The sequence below is a fragment of the Ensifer adhaerens genome, assembly GCF_002940685.1.
In the GTDB taxonomy this organism is placed as follows: Bacteria; Pseudomonadota; Alphaproteobacteria; order Rhizobiales; family Rhizobiaceae; genus Ensifer; species Ensifer adhaerens_E.
On the sequence record NZ_PNFP01000002.1, the window covers coordinates 451,100 to 471,039 of the forward strand.

Below are 19,940 nucleotides of genomic sequence, written 5' to 3' on the forward strand. Positions count from 1 at the left end.
CTGCATACGGTCGCGGTTCGGGGGAATTGCGTGAACTGGTCCAGGCCTCTCAGAGTGCATCTCAGCGTGCTCGTCGTCGCCCTGCTGCTGCTGACGGCCACACCGATCATCTGGATGGCGTTCAGCCAGGGGCGACAGGCGGCGATCCTTGCCGGCGAGAAGCACATGCGTGAGATGAGCCTGCGCCTCATCGAGGGCTACAGGAACGCGCTCGAGGGCGGCCAGGAGGCCGTCGCGCTTGCTTCCACCGTGCCGCAGCTTGCCATTGCGCCGCCCGGCGACCTGGAGCCGAAGGTGCAGTTTTTCCTGGAAGCGCTCAGAAGCGTCTCCAACGCGGCCAGCATCTATGCCGGCTACCCCGATGGTTCCTACCTGCAGGTGATCAATACTGAGCGGGACTATGTCCGCCAGACGCTTGAAGCGCCAGTGGGCACCGCGTTCGCCGTCCGGCTGCTCGCGCCTGGACAAACCGCAGGCACGGTCTCGACGCTCCGCTTCCTTGACGGCGCGGCGCGCCAGATCGGGGAACGGCCGTTCGAAAAGACGAGCTTCGACCCGCGACAGAGCCCCTGGTATCAGGCGGCGGTCAGGAGCGGCGGCATGGTTTCCGTCGGGCCCTATATCACGGGCACGCTCAAGGTTCCGACGCTGGCGCTCGCTTCTCCGCTGAAGGGGCAGGAGGGGATCGTCGTCGGCACCAATATCCACCTGCAGACCGTCAGCCGCCTGCTCGACGCGCGGCAGATTTCGCCGCGCGCCCGGTCCTACATCGTCGGCAGCGACGACAACCTCGTGGCGCATTCCGATCAGGCGGTGATGAGCACGATCCTCGGCGCGTGGTCGGGAGCAGGCGCGGGCGACATGCGCCGCCTCGACCCGAGCCTAGACGTCGTCGCCCGGCTGCGAAAGGAGCCCGGTTATCAGCGTGGCGGTCTGGCCGAAACGGATTTCGCCGGCGAACGCTATCTGGTGCAGATTGCTCCAGTCAGCCCGGCCGGTCTGTTCAAGGGCAGTTCGGTCGCCATCGTCGTGCCGCTGCAGGACCTCGTGGCGCAGGCAAATCGGCTGTTGGTGCGCAACCTCATGATTGCCGCGGGCCTGCTGGTGGCGGGTGTCGTCGGCTCGCTCATGCTGTCCCGCGTGATCAGCCGCAAGCTCTATCATCTTGCCGACGAGGCGCGGCGGATCGGCGACCTGAATTTTGCCGGCAACGACGCCCCGCATTCCTGGATCACGGAGATCAACACGCTTGGCGGCGCGCTTTCCGCCAGCCGTCGTGCCATCGTGCAATTTGCCCTCTACGTGCCGCGCGAAGTGGTGCGGCGGATCATCGATCCCGAGGGCGGGGCGGCGGTGCGAGGCAAGCGGCAGGAGGTGACGGCGCTTTTTACCGACGTGCGCGACTTCACGACCATTTCCGAACAGCATTCACCGGAGGAGGTCGTCGATATCCTCTCGGCCTATTTCGAGATGCTGAACACGGTGGCCGAAGAGTATCGCGGCACGGTGATCCAGTATCTCGGCGACAGCATCTTCGTCATCTGGAACGCGCCCGTTGCCGATCCGCAGCACATCGAAAATGGCTGTCATTGCGCGCTTGCGATGAAGGCGGCGGTGGATCGTCTGAACGAGACCAACCGCAAAAGCGGCCGTCCGGAACTGTTCACGCGGTTTGGCGTCCATACGGGGCCGGCGGTCGTCGGCAGTTTCGGCGCGATCGCGCGCCAGCAGTACACGGCCATGGGCGACACGATCAACGTCGCCTCGCGGCTTGAAGGATTGAACAAGGAGTTCAACACCTCGATCCTGGTGAGCGGCGCGGTGCAGGCTGCCGTCGCCGACGGTTTCGCCTTCCGCTCCATGGGGATGGTGCACGTGAAGGGGCGGGCTGCGGGGATCGATCTCTGGGAGCTGGTCGGCGGGAAGTGGGCCTAGTTTTCCGTCGCTGCGGTCTCGTCAGCGATCGGCCAGCAGCCCCGAGGTCAGCGTCTTGAAGGCGTCGATCGCCTTCGGCAGCACGACCTTGGGATCGTCGCTGGCGGCGACCCAGAGGGCGGCATTGAGGGCAGCCCCACTTAGGAGGCGGGCCGCTGCTTCGGCATCGACCGGTTTCAGGACGCCTTCTGCCAGCAGTTGCTCCACCGAGCGTTTCGTTGCCTGAAGGCAGCTGTTCTGGCTTGGCCATTTCGAGGGGTCGCCAAGCACCGAGGGGCCATCGAGCAGCACGATGCGCTGAACCTCCGGGTCGAGCGCCATCTCGATATAGGCGGATCCTTCGGCAAGCATGCACTGCCAGGGATCCCCGGCGCTGGAAGCGATCTGCTTGGCGCGCGCCGCCATCTCGCCATCGATCTCGGTGACGACGGCGGCAAGCAGCCCGCGCTTGTCGCCGAAATTGTGGTAGAGCGCGCCGCGGGTCAGCCCGACATCGGCGGTCAGCTCATCCATCGAGGCCGCCGCATAGCCCTTTTCCGCGAATGCCTTGCGGCCGGCCGCGATCAGCTTCACGCGGTTTTCTTCCATCGTCTCCTGGCGGCTTCTGGCCATGATTGCCTCAACTTCATATACGCAACGTATATGAAGTTGACATACGTTCCGTATTTCATTATCTCAGATACGCGCCGTATATCAAATGAAACGGGTTTTGTGAAGTTCTGCCTGACCGGGCAGCGCTCGCCCGTTTCTGCGCCCTGAATTTAAGAGAAGGACCAGACCGATGACCAAACGCAACGCAATCTTTCCGGCAAACCGCCACGCGCTCTACGAGCAGCACCGTTATTCCGCCGCCATCCGCTCCGGCGATCTGCTGTTCGTTTCCGGCCAGGTCGGCAGCCGCGAGGATGGCACGCCCGAGCCGGATTTCGCCCGCCAGGTGGAGCGCGCCTTTGACAATCTCGAAGCGACGCTGAAGGCCGCCGGCGCCACCTTCGACGATATCGTCGACGTGACAAGCTTCCACACCGATCCGGAGAACCAATTCGAAACGATCCTGGCGGTCAAGGACCGCGTCTTTTCCGAAAAGCCCTATCCCAACTGGACCGCCATCGGCGTCAATTGGCTCGCCGGCTTCGATTTCGAGATCAAGGTGATCGCGCGGATTCCGGAGGCGGGTGGTGCCGAGCGGGGGCGGGCGGCTTAGCGCCTGGTAGGCATTTGGAGCGTTGGAGGATGTCGCGTGGGACGCGGTGCCCTCCCGCTCCGCACAGCACGCTAAATAGATTGGCAGCAAGCCGATCGCCCTATGGTCAGCGCTCTTGAAACCACAACCTTCGGTATGCCAAAGAAAGGATTGAACCTCTTTGGACGCGACGGTGTGGCTCTATGGGCGATGTGAACGGTGAGACGCCGCAGCAGAAACTGCCTGGTCCGGCGCGCTACCTGGCTACTCTCCTGATGCTACTCGGCTGGCTGCCACTTTGGGCGAAAATGCTCGGATATCCATTCCTGCCGTCGATTGAATGGATCGCCACATCAGAGCTTCCAGGGGGCGCGGTTGGCCTGATTGTCGCCGCCGGATTCCTGTGGCTCATTTACAAAAGCAAATACCGGATTCGAGGCAGCGAGACCAAGAGGCTGATCGTGATTTTCGCCGCTCCACTCTACGGCTTCTACGGTTACTATACGGGGAAAAACATCGTCGTGTTTGCCGTTCCGATGATCCTTGCCTTGATCGCGGGGAAACAGGTCGAGCTCCCTTTTACCGTGGCAGACGCGAAACGACACGGCACCAGTCGATGCCGCTCTCCCATCGAGTTGCAAGACATTTCGTTCCTCTTCAACAGTCTCTGTCGAGTATCGGACGAGTTCAGGCAGGAGCTTCATCCGGGCGGACACGTTTTTGTCAGCGGTAAGGGCACCAATCTCGGTGTCTATGTCGAGGGCCTGCGCTCCGAAAATTGAGGACGCGAAGCAGCAGGTTGCGACAGCTCACGCCTAATGCAGATGCGCCAGCTTGTCCGGGTTGCGCACCACGTAGATCGCCACGACCTTGCCGTCCTCGATTTCGAGCGCGGTCGTCTGCAGTTCGCCATCGGCTTCCCGCGTGATGAAGCCGGGGAGCCCATTGATGAAGCCGGCGCGCACGAGCGTCGAGCCGTTTTTGGCAAAGAGGGCGGCCAGTTGCGCGTGCACCTTCATCACGGCGTCGAAGCCGAGGATCGGTTGCAGGGCGGCCGGGCGCTTGCCGCCGCCGTCGGAATGCACGCTGACATCGGCTGCGAGCATGGCGCCGAGCGTCTTCATGTCGCCGCTTCTCGACGCCGCGAAGAACGCGTTGGCGAGTTCCAGCCCGCGCTGCTGCTCGACCTGGAAGCGAGGCCGTTCCTCGCGCACATGGGTGCGGGCGCGGGCGGCGAGCTGGCGGCAGGCGGCGGCGTCGCGCTCGATCGTTTTCGCCACCTCGTCGAAACTCTGGCCGAAGACGTCGTGCAGCAGGAAGGCGGCACGCTCCAGCGGCGACAGCCGTTCGAGCGCCAGCATCAGGGGCAGGGTGACGTCGTCCTCCGGCTCCTCCTCGACGACGGGATCGGGAAGCCAGGGGCCGACATAGGTCTCGCGCTTCAGCCGCGCGGATTTCAACTGGTCGAGGCAGAGCCTCGTCACCGTGCGGCGCAGGAACGCTTCGGGCTCGCGCACGGACGTGCGGTCGGCCCCCATCCAGCGGATGAAGGCCTCCTGCACCATGTCTTCCGCATCGGCGACCGAGCCGAGCATGCGGTAGGCGACACGGACGAGCTTCGGACGCAGCGGATCGAAAACCGCCGCGGCGTCCTCATGGGCGCTGCCCGTCATCAGGCAGCGGCCTGCGCGGCTTTGGCGGCGGCCGGATCGATCCAGAGGCCGAAGCCGACGGCGAGACGGTTCCAGCCGTTGATGACGTTGATCATCAGCGTGAGCTTCACCTGTTCCTCCTCGGTGAAATGGTCCTTCAGCGCCTGATAGGCCGCTTCGTGGGTGTGGCCTTCCGAAAGCCGCGTCAGCGCTTCGGTCCAGCCTAGCGCGGCGCGCTCGCGATCGGAATAGCAGGGCGCCTCGCGCCAGGCCGAAAGCAGGTAGATGCGCTGCTCGGTCTCGCCCTTTTCGCGGGCTTCCTGGGTGTGCATGTTGATGCAGTTGGCGCAGCCGTTGATCTGCGAGGCACGGATCTTGACGAGCTCGATGATGGTGGCGTCAAGGCTTGAGGCAACGGCGATGGAGGTGCCCATCCAGTTCTTCATCAGTGCGGGGGCAGCGGCGAAAAGGTCGATCTTGGCAGTCATGGTTCCGTTTCCTTTCGTTGGTTCCGAGACCATGACGAGACAGCAGGAGCCGGTGTGACATCGGGCCGAAATTTTTTTGGAAGATGCCGCCGTCGATCGGTTTGGCACATATCGGCTGCCAAGTGTGCCAAAAGTATTGCCTGGCCGTTCGTGTTCAAATCATCAATTGATCCGATTTGGTACGGCTCTAATCCGTTAAGATGACTATATGTTAGAAATATAATATGTGAATATGGGGGCTGTATTTCCACTACATTACGTCACGAACAGCATTCTTCAGGGAGGAAGCATTGCCGGAAGAGCTAAATGCTGCGCTGGACTTGCCGTATGTGTTTGACATAACGATAAATGATGTTTCCTCTCTTTGGAGGAAGCTTGAAGATCGTAGTTTTGTTCTGACCGCGCAGTCTCCGAGTTGGTATGGCAAGCTGCAGGGGGAGGTCGACGTATCGTTCGGCAAGCTCGACGGCTATCTCGGCCCGGTGGTGCCCAGGCACGGCATGGAGAAAACCGCTGTCGAGGCCGTCCTGGCCACGGTCCTCATGCGGCGCATCGGGATCGCCATCAGGGAGCTGGCCGTGGAGGCGCTTCACGTTGTTGCCGTCACCGACGGGAGCGACGAGGAGAGGGGGCGTCTCCGCTACGGCGAAAACAACCTGATAACCGGCGTGGACGAGGACTATCTCAGAAAGGTTCTTGATCCGTCCCAGGATTATGTGGGGGATGGTTGTCTCTTCGAGGTGCTGGAATACTCGCTCAGCAGTCCATTTCACATGAAGTCCAGGATAGCCTCGATGATGCTGTCCCTCAATCTGGCTCTCTTGCCCGTCGGCGGCAGGCCCATCGACTACAATCTCATCCTGAACGCGTTGAACACCTTCATCGCTGCAGCGAATTTGGGATATCAGCTAACCATCGTGAACAAGAAGAGCGATCACGGTCTGTCGCTTTACGTCGAGCAGGAATTTGACAGGTTGATGCTCGAATCTGCCGCTGGTGACGTCGACCTGCTGCAGAAGTATCTCGCCCATCTGGGCTTCTATCACGGCGAACTGGACAACAAGTTCGGACCGAAGTCTGAGCGGGCCGCGCGAAATTTCGCGAGGGTCTTCAGAATCTACGACTACAATGGCCATCGGGACCGCGAATTCCTCTCTGCCGTGGCGAGGGCCTATGTCCACTACCGCAACATTACGTCCTCACCCTCCCAGTGAGCCGCTTGCCTTCCTTCTTGGGGGGCTGGTCTGTCGAGCCAGCGATTGACCTGCGAAACTGTCATACCCCTGTAAAAGGCCGGCCCTATCCCTCGGCGCCAGTTTCAACACGAGGGTATTACTCATGAAATCGTTCGTTTCCGTCCTTGCCGGCGCGGTTGTCGCGGGCCTGCTTTCGACCGCGGCCTATGCCGAGAGCCTGGTTCTTTACACCAGCCAGCCGAACGAGGACGCGCAGGCGACGGTCGACGCGTTCCAGGCGGCCAATCCCGGCATCGAGGTCGAATGGGTGCGCGAGGGCACGACGAAGATCATGGCCAAGCTGATGGCCGAGATCGAGGCCGGCAATCCGGTTGCCGACGTGCTGCTGATTGCCGACACGGTGACGATGCAGCGGCTGAAGGAAGCGGGCCACCTCGAAGGCTACAAGTCGCCGGAAGCGGCGAACTACGACGCCGCACTCTATGACGCCGACGGAGCCTATTACTCCACCAAGATGATCACGACCGGCATCGTCTACAACACCTCGGCCGCCATGAAGCCTCAGGGCTGGCAGGATCTTGGCAAGGCGGAAGCCAAGGGCCTCGTCACCATGCCGAGCCCGCTGACGTCGGGCGCGGCGCTGATCCATGCGCAAACGCTGACCGGCATCGACGGCCTCGGCTGGGACTACTACAAGGCGCTCGCGGCCAACGGCGCGACGGCCGCCGGCGGCAATGGCGGCGTCTTGAAGGCGGTCGCAACCGGCGAGAAGGCCTATGGCATGCTCGTCGACTTCATGGCGATCCGCGAGAAGGCCAAGGGCGCGCCGGTGGAATTCGTCTTCCCGGCCGAGGGCGTGTCCGCCGTGACCGAGCCGGTCGGCATCCTGAAGACCGCCAAGAACGTCGAGGCTGCGAAGAAGTTCGTCGACTTCCTGCTTTCCGAGGAAGGGCAGAAGACGGCGGTGAAGATGGGTTATATCCCGGCCCGCAACGGCGTGGCGCTGCCTGCGGGCTATCCCGCCCGCGAGACGATCAAGGTGCTGCCGGTGAACGCTGCCGAGGCCGTGAAAAATTCCGACGCGGACCTGAAAACCTTCTCCGGCATCTTCGGCACGAACTGATCGCATAAATGCTTGAACGCAACGATCTGCGCAGCCGGCACCGCTGGCTGCGCTTTCCCATTCGAAGCCGGATGAAGAGCGCGCCGCGATCGCGGGCAGGGGTGCGGGCAGGGGCGAGCCCCGCTGCCGAGCCGCGCTGGCTGGTGCCCTTCGTTCTCGGCTGCCTGTTTCTCCTCTGCCTCCTTCCGCTCTTCAGCCTGGCCAAAGCCGGCTTTGCTGGCCTCGTCTCCGGCCGGTCGATCGGCGTGCTCACCGAACCCGCGACCTTCGCCGCCATCCGCAACACGCTGATCACGGCGACGGGCGGCATGGTCGTCTCCGTCGTCATCGGCGCGCTCTTTGCCTTCTCGGTGGCGCTGACGGATGTGCGCGGCAAGCTGGCGCTGAGCTTCGCCTTCATGCTGCCGATGATGATCCCGCCGCAGGTGACGGCCCTTGCCTGGGTGGAGATGACCGGGCCGGCAAGCCCGCTGCTAAAGACGCTCGGGCTTGCGCCGCCGCTCGGCAGCCCGCAGCCGCTCTATTCGCTCATGGGCATCTCGCTGCTTCTTGGCGTGCAGCATGCGCCGCTCGTTTTCCTGGCGCTGAAGGCAGGCCTATCGGCCTCGCCGCGTGATGGTGTCGAGGCGGCACGGCTCTCGGGCGCCACGCCGTTCCGCGTCTTTTGCGACATCGTCGCGCCGCTCTCGCTGCCGGGGTTGATTGCCGGGGCCGCGATCGCGTTTGTTTCCGGCGTTGGCAATTTCGGCATCCCGGCGATCCTCGGCATTCCCGCGGGGATCGAGGTGCTGCCGACGCTGATCTATACGCGGCTCGCGAGCTTCGGCGCCGGCACCTTCGGCGAGATCGCGCTTCTCTCCAGCCTCATTGCCGTGATCGCCGCCGCCGGCCTCTTGCTGCAGCAGCGGGCGCTTGCGGGGAGGGACTACCGCATCATCGGTCTCTCCGGGGGGAATGCCGCCTTTTCGCTCGGGCGCTTCCGACCGTTCGTCGAACTGGTGCTGGTCGCGATCCTCTTCCTCGTGCTGGTGGCGCCGCTCGCCGCCCTCGTCGCGAGTTCGCTGGTGCCGGCCTATGGCGTGCCGCTCAACTGGCAAACCGTGTCGCTGCGCGCTTACGAAGAAATTCTCATTCGCCAGGCAATGACGCTGAAGGCACTGGGCAATTCGGTGTTCCTTGCCACCAGTGCCGCATTCGGTCTGCTCGCGGTCGCGGTGCCGGCGGCCTATCTGATGACCCGGCGCAAGGGGTGGCTGGCGAACACCCTCGGCATCCTCGTCGAGATCCCCTATGCGCTGCCGGGCATCGTGCTTGCGGTCGCCTTCATCCTGACCTTCGCGGCACCTCTGCCCGTTCTCAACGTCTCGCTCTACGGCACGATCTGGATCATCCTGATTGCCTATTTCTCCTCGTTCCTCGCCGTCAGCCTGAAGCCGGTGATGAGCGCCTTCCTGCAGATGGACCCGTCGCTCGAAGAGGCAGCGCGGCTTGCGGGTGCCGGGTTCCTGCGCCGCATGCGGGACGTGATCCTGCCCCTGGTGGCACCGGCAGCCGGGGCTGCGATCATCCTCGTCTTCCTGATCGCGGCCAACGAGCTGACGGTCTCGGCGCTGCTCTGGTCGGCCGGTACCCAGACGCTCGGCGTTGCCATCTTCAATCTCGACGACAGCGGCTCGTCGGACCTTGCCGCAGCACTCTCGGTCCTCGTGGTCGTCATGGTCGTCCTCCTGATGGCCGCGCTCGAGGCTCTCGCAAACTATCTTCCGAAAGGCGTGCTGCCGTGGCGCAACTGATCCTCAATCACCTCTCCAAGGATTTCGGCGGCGGGCGGCCGGCGGTGTCGGACGTGTCGCTTAAGGTGCGTCCGGGCGGCTTTCTCGCGCTGCTCGGGCCGTCCGGCTGCGGCAAGACGACGGTGCTCAGGATGATCGCCGGCTTCGAGCGCCCGAGCGACGGCTCGATCGATTTCGGCGAGAGGCGGCTTTCCGATGCCTCGCTGGCGCTGCCGCCGGAGCGGCGCAACATGGCGATGGTGTTCCAGTCCTATGCGCTCTGGCCGCATATGACGGTCGCCGAAAATGTCGGTTATCCCTTGAAGGTGCGCGGCATTTCGGGGTCTGCGTGGCAAAGAAGCGTCGCCGACGCGCTGGCGCTGGTGAAGCTGACCGATTACGCCGATCGGCGTCCGGCAGCGCTTTCCGGCGGCCAGCGCCAGCGCGTGGCGCTCGCCCGCTGCCTGGTGACCTCGCCCGATGTCGTGCTGCTCGACGAGCCGCTCGCCAATCTCGACCAGCATCTGCGCAAGTCGATGGAGGAGACCTTCCGCATCTTCCACGAGCGCTCGGGCGCCACCATGATCTATGTGACCCACGACCAGGCCGAGGCGATGGCGCTTGCGACCGATGTCGCGGTCATGCACGAAGGGCGGCTGATGCAGATGGCGCCGCCCGCCGAAATCTACGCAAGGCCCGAAGGCGCCGTCGTCGGCGGCCTGATCGGCCGCGGCGCGGTGCTGAAACTGGCCGTGCCGGATGGCGCGCCGCGGGGGCTGGAATGGCCGGCGCTGCGCGAGGCTTTGAGCGGTGTTGGCGGGGCAGATACCCAGCCCTTGCGCGACGTTCTGGTGCGGCCGGAACATGTGCGCCGCGACGGCGAGGGCATGGCGCTTCGCGTCATGTCCTGCGTCTTCGAGGGTGAGCGCTTTGCCCTGACGCTGGCGCTGCCCGACGGCCAGGCGCTGAAGGCCTATGGCGATAGCGCGATAGGGCCGGGGGATACGGCGCGCTTCGTGGTGAGCCAGGGATGGCGGTTGTAGCGTCGCGTGATGGGCTCAATCACAATCGGGCTTGTCGAGTTCGACCTCGAACTGGCGCGGGCCGACGATCCCGGGTTTCGACGGCAGGCCGACGATCCTTGCAATGACGGTGCACGTGCCGGCGACGACCGCATAGCGGTCGCGGCCCTGGCTGATGACCTTGTCGATGGGGTGCTTGGGAACGGCGACGGCGACCGCGTTGATGACGGCGTTCAGTTCGCGGGCGCGCTGAAAGTTCGGCGCAAGCGCTGCAGCGGCCTGGCCGGCGGCAAGGAGGAGGGCGAGGCAGCAGACGGCGGATCGGACGAACATGGCAAGGCTCCTTTTCCGAGAGGCAAGCATGATCGCCCGGCGGATTCAAGACGGATCAGCCGCGCCGCCGATGCGACGGCTTCGTTGACAGGGGGCGGTCTGCAGCCGATGTTCAGCCTGAATTCGCCTCCAGCCTCGAACGGTTTGATGATTTCCGAAACGCCGACACAGGAAACGCCGCTTGCGGGCGGGAACGTCAACGTGGACGTCGTGCGCGTGGGCGATACGGTGCGACGCGCCACGAGCCCGCACAGCGCAAGCGTTCACCGGCTGCTCCTTCATCTCGAGGCAAAGGGGTTTGCGGGCTCGCCGCGCTTCCTTGGCCTTGACGGGCAAGGCCGCGAGGTCCTGAGTTTCGTCGAAGGCGATGCCGGGGTGTCTTCGGGGACCTGGCTTTCCGAGGATGCGCTGGTGGCCGCCGCGGCGCTGCTGAAGGCCTATCATGACGCGGTCGCCGAATTCGAGTTCGGCGCTGAGGATCGCTGGGCCTTCCGATATCCGGATCGCCGCCGCTGGGAGGTCGTCTGCCACAATGATTTTGCGCCGTACAATCTGATTTTCCGCGCCGGCGCGCCGGCGGGGATCATCGACTTCGATCTCGCCGGTCCCGGGCCGCGGCTGCGCGACCTTGCCTATCTTGCCTATTGGACGGTGCCGCTTTCCTTCCATTCCGAAGAGCTGAAGGCAGCGGCGCTGACGGATCTCGGCGATGGCAGCCGGCGGCTGAAACGACTGTGCGCGACCTATGGTCTTGCCTGCGACGAAGCGCTGCTTGCGATGGTTGCCGATGTGCTTCGGCATATGGGCGACGAGGCGGCGATGCTGGCAATGATCGGCCTGCCTGCGACCGAGCGACTGAAGCAGGACGGGCATCTCGACCATTGGATGCGAGAGCGGGACGCCTTCGAGCGCCACAGGGCATTGCTGTCGCGGAACATTTCCTAGCGGCCACGGCGGGTGCACGCGCCATGGTACTCAGCGAAAAGATTTGCCACGTCTCGAAATAAACCATTGAGTTAAATGAAACTGGTTGCTATAAACAATCAGTATCCCGCTTAAGACGCGGTTGAGGAGGAACGAGGCGAGGGCGCCTCATCGACAGGAGGACAAGATGAAGCTTTATCAGGGCATGGGCCCGAATTCCTATCGCGTGCGTATCTTCATGGCGGAGAAGGGGATTTCGCTGCCGATGGTGGATGTCGATTTCGCCAAGGGCGAGCACAAGGCTCGCGCGTTCCTGGCGGTCAATTCGCTCGGCCAGATTCCGGTGCTGGAACTCGACGACGGCACGATCATTACCGAGAGCGTCGCGATCTGCCGCTATCTCGAGGAGACCAAGCGCGAGCCGCAGCTCTTCGGCCATGATGCCGTCAGCCGCGCCAAGGTGGAGATGTGGAACCGGCGCGCCGAACTGGTGATCCTCGGCACCGTCGGCAATGTGGCGCTGCATTCGGACGCCTTCTTTGCCGAGCGGCTGACGCAGTTTCCGGCCTTTGCCGAGACCGAGCGCGTGGCGGTGCCGAAGAAGTGGGGCTGGCTCGACGACGAGCTTTCGGATGGTCGGCTATTCCTCGCCGGCGACCAATTCTCGATCGCCGACATCACGGCCGGCGTCACCGCCTGGCTCTGCGACGTCTTCGGCATGGAAATCCCGACGTCGGCGAAGAACGTCCAGCGCTGGCTGGAGCGAGTGCGCTCGCGGCCGAGCTTCGAGGTTTGAGGATTGGTCAGGTGAGGGGCATTCCTGGCCCGTATTCGGGTGGCAGGATTAGCCCCTCATCCGGCCTGCCGGCCACCTTCTCCCCGTTTTGACGGGGAGAAGGTGACTCGCGGTGGCCGCTCGCCACAATGTCCGCCCGTGGTCGCTGCGGCTTGCGCTAATGGCGGAACGTCGTGACGCGGCCGTGGTCCTCGTCCCCTCTCCCCGCCTGCGGGGAGAGGGTTAGGGTGAGGGGCTGATACTTCCTATGGCCTTGATTTTCAGACATATTTCTCCGTTCGGTCGCGGAACTCCGATGGCGCGTTTCCTGCCTTTGCGGACCCGCTAAAATTCATATGTGGATAGGCATCCCGTCCTTTTTCCTTGCCTTCTCCATGGCTTTTTTCAATTCCTAAAATACAAGCTGCCCGATTCGCCCGCCGCTGACGCCCTCCGGCGTTGGCTCTAGGAGACAAAGCCATGACCGATTTCAAGAAGCCCACGATCACCGAAATGCGCCCGAAGATCACCGTCATCGGGGTCGGCGGTGGTGGCGGCAACGCCATCAACAACATGATCAACGAAGGGCTTCAGGGCGTCGATTTCGTGGTCGCCAACACCGACGCGCAGGCACTCGCCATGTCGAAGTCGTCGCGCATCATCCAGCTCGGCGCTGCCGTCACCGAAGGCCTCGGCGCCGGCTCGCTGCCGGATGTCGGCCGGGCGGCGGCGGAAGAATCGATCGACGAGATCATGGATCACCTCGGCGGCACCCATATGTGCTTCGTCACCGCCGGCATGGGCGGCGGCACGGGCACGGGTGCGGCACCGGTTATCGCGGCAGCGGCGCGCAAGGCCGGCATCCTGACGGTCGGCGTCGTTACCAAGCCCTTCAGCTTCGAGGGCAAGCGCCGCATGGAGACGGCCGAGCAGGGCATCGAGCGGCTGCGCGAGGCGGCTGATACCGTCATCGTCATCCCCAACCAGAACCTCTTCCGCATCGCCGATGCCAAGACCACCTTTGCCGATGCCTTCGTGATCGCCGACCGGGTGCTCTATTCCGGCGTCGGCTGCATCACCGACCTGATCGTCAAGGAAGGCCTGATCAACCTGGACTTCGCCGACGTGAAGTCGGTCATGAAGGGCATGGGGCGCGCCATGATGGGCACCGGCGAGGCGACCGGCGAGGGCCGGGCGCTGAAGGCCGCGGAAGCGGCGATCGCCAATCCGCTGCTCGACGAAGTGTCGATGCGCGGCGCCCGCGGCGTGCTGATCTCGATTTCCGGCGGCATGGACATGACGCTGTTCGAGGTCGACGAAGCCGCGACCCGCATCCGCGAGGAGGTCTATGACGAGGCCGACATCGTCGTCGGCTCGATCTTCGACCGCACACTCGATGGCACGTTCCGCGTCTCCGTCGTCGCGACCGGCCTCGACGGCGCGCGTTCGGCGGCCAACAACCCGGCCGGTGCCGCGGTCGCCCAGCCGGCGCCGGCACCGACCCGCACGCTGCAATAGCGCTCGCATCCATCGCCTGCTTCAAGGACCCGCCCGATGTGATGACGCCATATCGGGAGGGTCCTCGCGTATGGAGGCTTGAATGAGCGAGGAGACCGGAAACACCGGCGTGACGGCAGAGCGTGCCGCCGACGACCGTGCAGCGAGGGCGGTGACGGCGGCTGAAGCGGTGCTTGCCGAACGCTTTCCGCAGGCGATCTTTGCAATCGTTGCGGGCTCGATCCTGCGCGGCGAGGGCACGGAGACCTCGGATATCGACCTGGTGGTGCTCTACGAGGCCCTGCCGGCCGCCTGGCGGGAAAGCTTCCATTTCGACGGATTTCCGATCGAGGCCTTCGTGCACGACTTCGAGACGCTCAACTGGTTTGCCGACCAGGATATGGCAGGCGGTTGCCCGGTGCTCCCGCACATGCTTGCAGGCGGGGTGGCGATCGGCCCTGAGCCCGTGCGCGCCGAAGCGCTTCAGGCCGAGGCGCAGCGGCGCCTGGAACAGGGGCCGGCGCCGCTGACGCCGGAGATCCGCGACGGACTTCGCTACCAGATCACCGATCTGGTCGACGATCTGCGCGATCCGCGCCCGGCCGCCGAGGTCCGCGCCATTGCCGCCGAACTGATGCGGCCGCTCGCCGACCTGATGCTCAGGGGCCGCGGGCATTGGTCGGGCCGTGGTAAGTGGCTGCCGCGGCTGATCCGACGGATGGACACGGTCCTTGCCGAGCGCTTCGACACGGCGTTGCGCCACGCCGGCGCGGGAGAGGCGGCAGATCTGATCCGGCTGGCCGAGGATGAACTGGCGCCCCATGGTGGACCGTTGTTTGCCGGCGACCGACGGACGGCGCCGCCGGGCGCCCGGCGCTCCGGCAACCTCGCGGGATGAATGCATCGCCTTGCGGGAGGCGGCCGCCGTCGAGATACGTTGAGGGGTCGAGCTGCCACGACATCACGGCGAGGAAGGCCGGAACTTCTTTGCGGTGGCGGCGGCAGGGTTTGCGGCTGCGAAATGCCGGATGAGGCAAAGCGTATGGCGGGCGCCGAGGGGGAGCCTCAGTCCCGCGGCGTGCGTGGCTCCCGGCGCTCAGCTTCCTCGACCACCGAGAATGGAAGATCCTCGTAGATCGAGCGGTTGAACTCGGCGAAGGTCAGCCTGCCATCGATGAACACTTTGAAGTAGCGCCGGCAGACGTCCTCCGCCATTTCCTTCCGGCTGGAATAGGGCGTTCCCTCAAGCGCATCGTCCTTTAGGTCGGGCAGGTACTCCGACACGCATGCCTCTACATATTGCCGCTGCGCGCCCGGGCGCTTGCGCAGCGCGGACAGCGCCCACTCGTACTTGGAATAACTCATGGATTGCTCCGTTCGCGGCGCGAACATGACGATGGCGACTGCGCACAAGAGGGCGGCAAACATACCGCCGGCGACGAGACGAAGGTTCATTTATTCAATCGTATAAATTGTTATCCTTGCCTATGTAGTGCAACTTTAAGGACTAGCAAGATGTGCGTCCTCGCTTCGATCGGATTCATGGAATGTTCCTCCCCCATTTGGGGGAGGAGGTTAGACAAAAACCGCTTTCGTGCTCGGACCGTTCTCCGATCGTTCGCCGTCTATTAGAGGTTGCGAAATTGGTCGTTACCAATTCTGCTCCGGCCGGACGGGTAGACTGGGACCGGAAGCGGAAGGCGCCGGTCCCGTTCGTGACAAGTTTTGTCCGGTTGCGGGCATCCGGTGTACAGTGGGATCGCTCAACGCCGAAAGATGCCGTAGAAACATGGTTTTAGAACCCGCTTCGCATCTCCGTCCGGAGGCACGGCGTTCCAAAGGCTTGTGATCAAAAGCGGACTGATGGAGACCACGACGAATGCGGTGACCACCAGCAGGAAACGGAGCATGCCGGAGTCGGTCTCCTTCGGGCGGGCAGGATAGTATCAGAGGTTGTCGTGTTCGTGCCGTCCTCGTCCGTTTGCGTGTCTCTTTCAGGGCGGGGGCGACGGGCGGGCAAACTGCTGATGTCGACTGCGCGCCGACGGGCGGAATGCGTATCGATCGCACCCGATTTGGCCTGCAATCTCTGCCCGTCCAGACGGATCGACGAAGAGCGAAACGGGGGCGTCGCAGGTGAACAGGGCAGCGGCGGGAAAGGCACTTTCGCCCCATCGGCCCAGTCTCGCAACCGTGGTGGAGTTCGCCGGTTGGGACATGGCGCAGATTGGTGCAGGCGGTGGAGGTTCTGCCGAGATTGCAGGACTGGCCGTGGCGCTCGTCCTAGAGCGCGGCGAGCTGTTCGGCGGTCGCGACGATTTGCGTATTGCCGAGCGAATGGTCGGCATATTTGAACACCAGGATGCTCATGACCGAGGCGACGAGGGCTACGAGGATGATACGCATGGGCGTTGCTCCGACTTCCTTGTTGCCCGGCTTGACCCTTCGTTGCGCCAGGCGGTTTTCGATCCGGAAATCAGATGCTTCCCGGTGAAAGGCCTTTGGCCTTTCGTTGACCCGTTCTAGCAAATGGATGAGGGCGGTTCTTGTTCCCGCGGGGACAGCGGGAAGACGGCGGCCAATGCAGCTTTGAGCTGCGCGCCCACCGGTACGTCAGGGGGTGGCACCGGCGTGAAGCCAAGGAAACCCTGCCGCTGTCGCCCTGCCGCCCGACATTTTCAGCCGGTCGGCAAGGCTGACGTCATGCACCGCGACGCAGGCACGATCTTGACGGTGGTGGGCGGCTGATGCCACCCGGACCAAAGCTTATTTGCCGGTGAACACCGATCTTCCGTCCTTGGTGGAGCCCTTGTTGCGCTCGCGGCTCTTGCTGTCGTTTCGGCTCGTGCTGGTGGCGGCGTTCCGGTTTGGCCCCTTGGCCAATTCGATCAGAATCCCGGCCTTCTGAACGGTCTTGCTTTCGACTGGTGCCGATGGCGCGGCGGCGAAGACGGAGGTCGCGAAGGCGAACGCAGCCGCTGCGGCAAGAATGGTTTTCATGGATCGTCTCCTCGGTTTGAACCACGCGACACGCGCGGCACGCTCAGGCCTAGCCGCATCGGCGCGGAGGCGACATACGGCACTTGCCGTATTTCGGCGGGGTTACGGGCCGCGAAATCCAGGGATGGTTACGAATGGCTTGGGAGGGACGTGCGATGGCCGGCCGGGCCATCGGCCCGGGGGCTAGCGGCCGAGGATCCAGAAGAGGCTGCCGAACAGCACGATGAACGCGCCGACGGCGAGCAGGAAGCGAAGCATGCCGGTGTTGGTGTCCTTCGTGCCGGTGAGACAGTACCAAAGGTGATTGTTATCCATCGCTCAGCGCTCCTTCTGCGTGGCTCGCTTCTTAGCAGAAACCGGCCGGGTGGAACACGCTGGCCGTGCTGAGAGGTCCGAGGGGCATGATGCTCCGCGTTTCGTGCTTCTGGCTGAGCCCCACTTCAGCCTTCCGCGTCGGCCGCTTCTGCCACCACCGGCTTTTTCGCCAGCGCCAGGTTGGCGGCCGCCGCTTCCGCCTCTGCGGCGCCGCCGGGACCGGAGCGCACGGTGACGGCGTTGGAGGCGAGGTCGAGGCCGGCTTCGCGCAGCGCCGGCAACAGCCGCTTCATCGCCTCGCGCTGCAGGATGCTGGGATTGCCGGGGCGTGAGGTGAATTTCAGGCGCACGACGAGCGAGTTTTCCGTCACGTCCTGGATGCCCTGCATCTTCAGGGGCACCAGGAATTCGCCGCCGATCTCCGGGTCTTCGAGCATGGCGAGGCCGACCTTCTTGATCGTCTTGCGGATCTTTTCGGGGTCGGCGTCGCGCTCGAACTTCAGCTCGAACTTCACGGTGCTCCAGTCGCGGCTGTAATTGGTCACGGCCTGAAGCTGGCCATAGGGGACCGTGTGGATCTGACCGTTCTGGTGGCGCAGCCTCAGCGAACGCAGCGAGATGCGCTCGACCGTTCCCTTGAGCTTGCCGGTGTCGACATATTCGCCGACGCGGAAGGCGTCGTCGGCGATGAAGAAGATGCCGGAGACGACGTCCTTCACCAGCGTTTGCGAGCCGAAGGACAGCGCGAGACCCAGCACGCCGAAGCCGGCCAAGAGTGGCGCGATGTTGATGCCGAGCGCCGACAGGACGACGAGGCTGGTGACGGCGAAGATGCCGCCGAAGATCAGGTTGCGCACGAGCGGCAGGATGGTCGAGAGCCGGCTCTGCTGCTGGATCACCGTGTCGTCTTCGCTTTCGCCGGGAAGCGCCACGCGGGCGGTTGGCGCAAAGGCCTCGAAGCTGCGCCAGAGGAAGCTGCAGATGACCCAGGCGGCGACGACCGCAAGGCTGATGCGCTCGAGGATGACGATCCAGCCGACGGCGGCGGCGGTATCGTCCTGGACCATGATCGGCCGCCAGAGCGCGATGATGATGTGCAGGCCGGCGAGCCAGGTGGCGCCGGCAAGCGCCGTCTGGATGCTGCCGGAGATCGCCGCATGCAGGCGGGAGGAGCCGGGCGTGCGTCGCCGCTCGGCGGCCGCACCGGCAAGCGAGTGGATGCCGAAGGCGACGATCGGCAGCGCGAGCAGGATGATCTGCGTCGTGCCGCCGGCAAAGCTCCAGGCCGCGCTGTTGGGGCTGCCGGCGACGATGACGCTCATCAGCCAGAGCACGATGGCGCTCAAGGCATAGAACTCCGGCACGCCGAAGGCGATGGCGCGGCGCACGGGTCCGGGGTTTTCGCCGGCAAAGAGCGCCCGGATATCGGCGGCACCGGCGATGAACCAGTAGAGCTTGACGAGGGTCAGCAGTGTCACGCCGATCAAGAGCCAGCCGTCGGTGGCGGAAAGATCGAGCGCCCGCTGATGCGCGAAGCGCAGGCTCGCGCCGACCACGGCGCCGATCGCGCCATAGGTGGCAAGCATGTTGGCATGGAAGCGTGGGCGGGCGATGTCCAGCAGCCGGATTTCTGGGCGCGTCGGCGCAAACAGGAAGCGCGCGCCGACGGCATAGGCGGCAGAGACGACGGCGATTGTGATCAGCGCCCACGCGAGCTCGGAGGGTGCTGTGCCGCGCGTCAGGAACAGATGCGCAAAGCCATGGGCGACGGCGGCAAATATCACGAGATAGGCGATGTCGAAGCCGAGACGGATGATCGATGCGCGCATGCGGTGCAACAGGTCGACCACCTCGAACGACGAGCGGAAAAGGCGATGGGCGAGGAGGCGGAAGGCAAAGCCGGCGGCGAGCCCGACGGCAATGGCGAGCGCGGCCACGCCCACGACCGAGACCACCGACCAGCCCTCGGCGCGGATGCCTGACGCAACGTCAGCCATCACCGCGGCGATACCTGACATGCCGGCAAGGCCCATCTGCAAGCCGTTGAGAAAACGGGCGGAAAGCGTGTCGAGGGTATCGGGCGTCTCTGCTGCCGACGCGGGTTCGGACGGCGCGGTTTCCGCCGTCTGTGCCGCCCTGTCCGCTTCTGCCGTGGAAGCGGCCGCCGGTGCTTGAGCGTCGCGCCACTCGACGGTGACAGGGCCACCGGCCCTTGTTGCGGCGCGCAAGGCCTCCTCGATCTCGGCAGCGCTCTGGTCGGGTGTGAGGATGACGGTGATCGGCGGTGGTGTCGTCTGGGCGATGGCGGGCAGGGCGAGCGTGAGAAGCAGCGCAAGGCTTGCCAGAAGGCGATGGCAGAAAGAGGGAACACCAGCCATGAAATTCATCCACCAAGTTCGGTTGTGCGCCGCGAGGCCAAACACATCACATTACATAACGTTCTAAAATTCCAATCGAATTTTGAGTGAGGGCCGGCCCAGTCGACGATTGCCCCTCACTGTCCTGCCGGAGAGAGCCGCTGGGAGCGCCTTTGGCTGCCAAGCCCAACGTCTCATTGTCCTCGCTCGAATTTCGCGAGGCCGGCGCCGCTTGTCCCTTCTCCCCGTCAGAGCGGGGAGAAGGTGCCGGCAGGCGGATGAGGGGCTTGGTATCCTGCCCACCCCCTCAAGGGCGTGTTGTCGCGAACCATGTCGAACTCCTGTAAGCTTATCCGAGCGCGTCATGT

General features: G+C 64.2%; 20 protein-coding genes. 11 read left to right on the forward strand and 9 right to left on the reverse strand.

Going from position 1 to position 19,940, the window contains the following annotated elements:
* Positions 1–30 precede the first annotated feature (30 nt).
* A complete protein-coding gene (locus C1A35_RS05425) occupies positions 31–1,935 on the forward strand; it encodes an adenylate/guanylate cyclase domain-containing protein (RefSeq protein WP_104663302.1) in 1,905 nt (634 codons plus the stop codon).
* A gap of 21 nt (positions 1,936–1,956) precedes the next feature.
* On the opposite strand, the gene C1A35_RS05430 is transcribed toward C1A35_RS05425, so the two are convergent.
* Positions 1,957–2,547, reverse strand: a complete 591-nt coding sequence (locus C1A35_RS05430; RefSeq protein ID WP_104663303.1) for a TetR/AcrR family transcriptional regulator — start codon at positions 2,545–2,547, stop codon at positions 1,957–1,959.
* A gap of 169 nt (positions 2,548–2,716) precedes the next feature.
* On the opposite strand from C1A35_RS05430, the gene C1A35_RS05435 reads away from it, so the two are divergent.
* Together C1A35_RS05435 and C1A35_RS05440 are read left to right on the forward strand one after the other, a co-directional pair.
* A complete protein-coding gene (locus C1A35_RS05435; RefSeq protein ID WP_104663304.1) occupies positions 2,717–3,139 on the forward strand; it encodes a RidA family protein in 423 nt (140 codons plus the stop codon).
* A gap of 182 nt (positions 3,140–3,321) precedes the next feature.
* On the forward strand, positions 3,322–3,900 hold the full coding sequence (locus C1A35_RS05440; protein WP_104663305.1) for a hypothetical protein: 579 nt from the start codon (positions 3,322–3,324) through the stop codon (positions 3,898–3,900).
* A 33-nt stretch (positions 3,901–3,933) separates the two neighbouring features.
* Here the strand turns inward: C1A35_RS05440 and C1A35_RS05445 are convergent, their stop codons facing one another.
* Together C1A35_RS05445 and C1A35_RS05450 are read right to left on the reverse strand one after the other, a co-directional pair.
* Positions 3,934–4,791, reverse strand: coding sequence for a sigma-70 family RNA polymerase sigma factor (locus C1A35_RS05445; RefSeq protein ID WP_104663306.1), 858 nt, complete (start codon positions 4,789–4,791; stop codon positions 3,934–3,936).
* Complete coding sequence (locus tag C1A35_RS05450; RefSeq protein ID WP_104663307.1) at positions 4,791–5,258, reverse strand: carboxymuconolactone decarboxylase family protein; 468 nt, start codon at positions 5,256–5,258, stop codon at positions 4,791–4,793. Before C1A35_RS05450 ends, C1A35_RS05445 begins: the two co-directional genes overlap by 1 nt.
* 290 nt (positions 5,259–5,548) lie before the next feature.
* Here C1A35_RS05450 and C1A35_RS05455 point away from each other — a divergent pair, with 290 nt between their 5' ends.
* The 4 genes from C1A35_RS05455 to C1A35_RS05470 all read left to right on the forward strand — a co-directional run bounded on the left by C1A35_RS05455 (position 5,549) and on the right by C1A35_RS05470 (position 10,392).
* Positions 5,549–6,472 (forward strand): peptidoglycan-binding domain-containing protein, encoded by a 924-nt coding sequence (locus C1A35_RS05455; RefSeq protein ID WP_104663308.1) that lies wholly within the window; start codon positions 5,549–5,551, stop codon positions 6,470–6,472.
* 124 nt (positions 6,473–6,596) lie between these two features.
* Complete coding sequence (locus tag C1A35_RS05460; protein WP_104663309.1) at positions 6,597–7,577, forward strand: ABC transporter substrate-binding protein; 981 nt, start codon at positions 6,597–6,599, stop codon at positions 7,575–7,577.
* Between the two features lie 71 nt (positions 7,578–7,648).
* The gene (locus C1A35_RS05465; protein WP_104663462.1) at positions 7,649–9,370 is read left to right on the forward strand and encodes an ABC transporter permease; all 1,722 of its coding nucleotides are present in this window, start codon (positions 7,649–7,651) and stop codon (positions 9,368–9,370) included.
* A complete protein-coding gene (locus tag C1A35_RS05470; protein ID WP_104663310.1) occupies positions 9,358–10,392 on the forward strand; it encodes an ABC transporter ATP-binding protein in 1,035 nt (344 codons plus the stop codon). The genes C1A35_RS05465 and C1A35_RS05470 overlap by 13 nt, the downstream gene beginning before the upstream one ends.
* 15 nt (positions 10,393–10,407) lie before the next feature.
* On the opposite strand, the gene C1A35_RS05475 is transcribed toward C1A35_RS05470, so the two are convergent.
* Positions 10,408–10,704, reverse strand: coding sequence for a hypothetical protein (locus tag C1A35_RS05475; protein WP_104663311.1), 297 nt, complete (start codon positions 10,702–10,704; stop codon positions 10,408–10,410).
* 147 nt (positions 10,705–10,851) lie between these two features.
* Between C1A35_RS05475 and C1A35_RS05480 the strand changes: the two genes are divergently transcribed.
* The 4 genes from C1A35_RS05480 to C1A35_RS05495 all read left to right on the forward strand — a co-directional run bounded on the left by C1A35_RS05480 (position 10,852) and on the right by C1A35_RS05495 (position 14,798).
* The gene (locus C1A35_RS05480; RefSeq protein WP_158664975.1) at positions 10,852–11,649 is read left to right on the forward strand and encodes a phosphotransferase; all 798 of its coding nucleotides are present in this window, start codon (positions 10,852–10,854) and stop codon (positions 11,647–11,649) included.
* A 166-nt stretch (positions 11,650–11,815) separates the two neighbouring features.
* Positions 11,816–12,424 carry a glutathione S-transferase family protein gene (locus C1A35_RS05485; RefSeq protein ID WP_104663313.1) on the forward strand — a complete coding sequence of 203 codons (609 nt, stop codon included), beginning with the start codon at positions 11,816–11,818 and terminating at the stop codon, positions 12,422–12,424.
* A 459-nt stretch (positions 12,425–12,883) separates the two neighbouring features.
* Complete coding sequence (gene ftsZ, locus C1A35_RS05490) at positions 12,884–13,921, forward strand: cell division protein FtsZ (protein WP_440271494.1); 1,038 nt, start codon at positions 12,884–12,886, stop codon at positions 13,919–13,921.
* 82 nt (positions 13,922–14,003) lie between these two features.
* The gene (locus C1A35_RS05495; RefSeq protein ID WP_104663314.1) at positions 14,004–14,798 is read left to right on the forward strand and encodes a nucleotidyltransferase domain-containing protein; all 795 of its coding nucleotides are present in this window, start codon (positions 14,004–14,006) and stop codon (positions 14,796–14,798) included.
* 167 nt (positions 14,799–14,965) lie between these two features.
* Here the strand turns inward: C1A35_RS05495 and C1A35_RS05500 are convergent, their stop codons facing one another.
* The 5 genes from C1A35_RS05500 to C1A35_RS05515 form a co-directional block, all read right to left on the reverse strand.
* Positions 14,966–15,265: a hypothetical protein gene (locus C1A35_RS05500; protein WP_158664976.1), complete on the reverse strand. Its 300-nt coding sequence runs from the start codon at positions 15,263–15,265 to the stop codon at positions 14,966–14,968.
* Between the two features lie 918 nt (positions 15,266–16,183).
* Positions 16,184–16,306, reverse strand: coding sequence for a hypothetical protein (locus C1A35_RS37030; RefSeq protein ID WP_255380501.1), 123 nt, complete (start codon positions 16,304–16,306; stop codon positions 16,184–16,186).
* A 360-nt stretch (positions 16,307–16,666) separates the two neighbouring features.
* Positions 16,667–16,900: a hypothetical protein gene (locus C1A35_RS05510; protein ID WP_104663317.1), complete on the reverse strand. Its 234-nt coding sequence runs from the start codon at positions 16,898–16,900 to the stop codon at positions 16,667–16,669.
* A gap of 183 nt (positions 16,901–17,083) precedes the next feature.
* Positions 17,084–17,215, reverse strand: coding sequence for a hypothetical protein (locus C1A35_RS37035; RefSeq protein ID WP_272939249.1), 132 nt, complete (start codon positions 17,213–17,215; stop codon positions 17,084–17,086).
* A gap of 125 nt (positions 17,216–17,340) precedes the next feature.
* Positions 17,341–19,593 (reverse strand): mechanosensitive ion channel family protein, encoded by a 2,253-nt coding sequence (locus tag C1A35_RS05515; protein WP_104663318.1) that lies wholly within the window; start codon positions 19,591–19,593, stop codon positions 17,341–17,343.
* Between the last annotated feature and the right edge of the window lie 347 nt (positions 19,594–19,940).